At 43.5% G+C, this 2894-nt stretch carries 4 protein-coding genes and 1 pseudogene; all 5 read right to left on the reverse strand.

Annotated features, from left to right (window positions below):
- Positions 1 to 657: pseudogene (locus ACNARN_RS18525) on the reverse strand (phage tail protein); the annotation flags it as partial.
- Complete coding sequence (locus tag ACNARN_RS18530) at positions 657 to 1055, reverse strand: DUF6950 family protein (RefSeq protein ID WP_416304811.1); 399 nt, start codon at positions 1053 to 1055, stop codon at positions 657 to 659. The gene ACNARN_RS18530 and the pseudogene ACNARN_RS18525, both read right to left, overlap by 1 nt.
- 68 nt (positions 1056 to 1123) lie before the next feature.
- Complete coding sequence (locus ACNARN_RS18535) at positions 1124 to 1672, reverse strand: Ail/Lom family outer membrane beta-barrel protein (protein WP_049206484.1); 549 nt, start codon at positions 1670 to 1672, stop codon at positions 1124 to 1126.
- 17 nt (positions 1673 to 1689) lie between these two features.
- Positions 1690 to 2271 (reverse strand): hypothetical protein, encoded by a 582-nt coding sequence (locus ACNARN_RS18540; RefSeq protein WP_368909906.1) that lies wholly within the window; start codon positions 2269 to 2271, stop codon positions 1690 to 1692.
- Entirely contained in the window at positions 2271 to 2840 is a 570-nt protein-coding gene (locus tag ACNARN_RS18545; RefSeq protein ID WP_416304812.1) for a hypothetical protein, read from the reverse strand. Before ACNARN_RS18545 ends, ACNARN_RS18540 begins: the two co-directional genes overlap by 1 nt.
- Positions 2841 to 2894: the final 54 nt, after the last annotated feature.

A 2894-nucleotide genomic window follows, 5' to 3' on the forward strand; every position in this document is an offset into this window, starting at 1 on the left:
GCGAGGATCAAACAGATGTTTTCCCCAAACTTCACATTTCACATTGGGTAATCCATAAGGGAATTTTTCTTGGTCAAACGTGAGTGTCACACGTAACCACGCCAGACCTCGACCAATCATATCCTCTTTCCATGACGGGCAATTTTTTAGCATAAAGGGATCGACATCTTCTCTGCTATTATGTAACTCCACTTCAACAACAGGTGCCGTGATTTTTAAACTCCTCAACCAAAGGTGTTTAACTTCATGAACGGTATATTCACCAAACGTCTCAATTAAATCGTCCCCTAACCAAATCTTCCCGATTTTTTCTATGGGGTGCCCTGCCAGCGCCAATGCCAGTGTGATTTTTTCATTTTCATCTTGCTCCCCCGCTTCTTCTTCGGCGAAGAAAAGCAAACCCGATATCACTGTTTTTCCGACGATCACGGTTTCAGGGGCAGACGATGAACGTAACATCTGTTTGCGTTCACCGGTATCTCGATAATTCATTGACGGAAGTTTTGGCTTAAAGATAAGCGAACCTGCGACTTGAACCGCGACGCCTGCTGCCATCAGCGCCATGCCTATCGCTGAGGTGACGCCTCCGGTAAATAGCCCCGCAATCATTAAGCCCGCACCCACGACTTTTGAAATTAATCCACCACTTCCCCCCATTATTCCACTCTCCACGCTTTGATTGGGTTAATCTGCACCGGCTTCACACCTTGTGGGGTTACGCCCCAATAATGCCCCGCCCAGACCACGGCTAAACTGTCACCGTCCTCACCTTTAAACAGAACGAGGTCACCACGCTGAACACACTCGATCTCAATGGATTTGAAATAGCGTGAAACGGCTTTATCTAATGTGCCAAATTTGGATTTGATCAGATTGAAGGCTTCAGCTTTGGTTTTATAGTGATTGAGATAAGGCTTTATTGGCGAGAAACCACATTGTGCGTCAATACATTCCGAGGCAAAAATACAACAATCAAATTCACCCCATGAAAAAGGGCGACTCATCGCCGCCCTGATGGTTTCAGGTAATTTAAATGTCCAGTTGGGTTGTTTCATTATCAAAATGCCTAAAAACAAAAAAGCCGGCATAATGCCGACTTTTATATTCTCTGTTTATCTTTTAACTAAAAACGATAGCCAAGACCAAGCATCCATGTGCCCACTTTAACATCATCTAATTTAGTGTATTCGTAAGAAGCATCAATCGCGATATTAGGATGGGGGTTAAATTGAAGACCCGCACCATAAGCGAACGCAGATTTACTTTGACTTTCTTTCTCATGATAACCGAAGCCTTTTAATTCTACTTCGGCTTTACCGTGAGCAACTCCCAATAAACCATAGGCACTAACATAATCATTAAAACGATAAACAGGCCCAGCAGTGAATGAATAATAGTCCAAATCTGCAGTTCCAACAGATTGAGAACCGAAACGATAATCATACCCTTGATGCGTATATGCAAAAGAGCCAATCATTCCCCACTGATTATCGAATTCATAACGATATTTGACGTTAAAGCCTTTCGGATTTTCTTTTAGTTTATCGCCATCTGCTTTGACATGACTTTGTGCATAACCTAATGAAAGCGTATTTTCACCTACGGCTTGTGCATTTGCCGCACATAGCGATAGACTGGTCATAACTAAAGTAACTAAAAGTTTTTTACTCATTTTGTTTCTTCCAACAATTATTTATAAATAAATGATGGTGCATCTTTCTTGCTGCCCCAATAAATGGCCCGTTCAGCCATTTGAGCAACATAACGAAAGATACGATCCCCTTGCCTTCTTGATGACCACGACTCATCAGTAAACCGATCAGGCAAACCAATTGACCATCGCTCAAATCGATTTGAGATATTAACACATACAGCATTCTCTTCACCAGATACCACATTAATCGATGTGATTTGTCCGACAAATAAGACTTCAACAAGCAATGGTTTCCCCTCTTCGCCGATGGCGACCATCATCAACCGCACTTCTCGCCCTCGACTTTGCTCATTCATCACCATCCCCACCAGCGATTTATCAAAACCCGCTAATTTAAGCTGTAATTGTGGAGGGCTGGTTGTCTTATTTTCTTTCAGCTGACTGATTTCGCCTAAACTGCCCACGCCCAAATAAGTTTCCCCCGCAATAATCAGTTGCCCAACACCGGTATGCGCACAGGTGACGCCTGATTTCAAATTAAGTCTGGCGGCTAAGACGATATAAGCCCCCTCATTAATGGCTTTTACCATGGCGTCAGAAAATGGATGATATTGCATTAGTACAACACCTCCTCAAAAGATAACGTGATATGGGTATACCCCAAGCGACGATGCTGAAATTTACCCTGTTCATTATCAACGAGCCGAAAAACCCCAAAAGGGGCTTTTATGATCACCTCTTCGTCCAATGCAGGTGGAGTTCTGAGCATGGGAGAAATTGAAATGACAGCTCGCCCTTCGTTATTGCTAACAACATCGGCTACAACCATTTTCAACTCATTCCCAATCGTGAGGCGGTCACCCTGCTGTAAAACGCGCATATTTCTCTTCCAGCCTGATGTTTGCAAAACACTACCAGACTGCCCTGCTGAGGAAATTTTAGGAGTGCCGTACCCTTCTTTCCCTTTTCTGATCCAACTCGATATTCTCACTCTTCCTGACATACCATCCAATGAAGCCACCAACGCTTCTAACTGGCGCGATTTTGCTTCATTTAAATTATTGAATGTCAGCTCACAACGCCAACGACTTCCTGGAAAGCGTACCGTCTGGCTACTTCCATTAAACGGCGAGGTAAAGGTTTTGCTGTTACTCAATAATTGCCAGTTTTCCTGTGTGGGGATCACCTCTTTTGGCCATTCAAGAATAGACATTTAAACTCCTAATGTTCTGCGTGCTGC

The organism is Proteus sp. TSJ240517 (genome assembly GCF_047921575.1).
Lineage (GTDB): Bacteria > Pseudomonadota > Gammaproteobacteria > Enterobacterales > Enterobacteriaceae > Proteus.

What these genes read in the sequence shown, in the direction of transcription:
- ACNARN_RS18530 (WP_416304811.1), bottom strand. Translation starts at nt 1,055, where the DNA reads ATGAAACAACCCAACTGGACATTTAAATTACCTGAAACCATCAGGGCG.
- ACNARN_RS18540 (WP_368909906.1), bottom strand. Translation starts at nt 2,271, where the DNA reads ATGCAATATCATCCATTTTCTGACGCCATGGTAAAAGCCATTAATGAG.
- ACNARN_RS18535 (WP_049206484.1), bottom strand. Translation starts at nt 1,672, where the DNA reads ATGAGTAAAAAACTTTTAGTTACTTTAGTTATGACCAGTCTATCGCTA.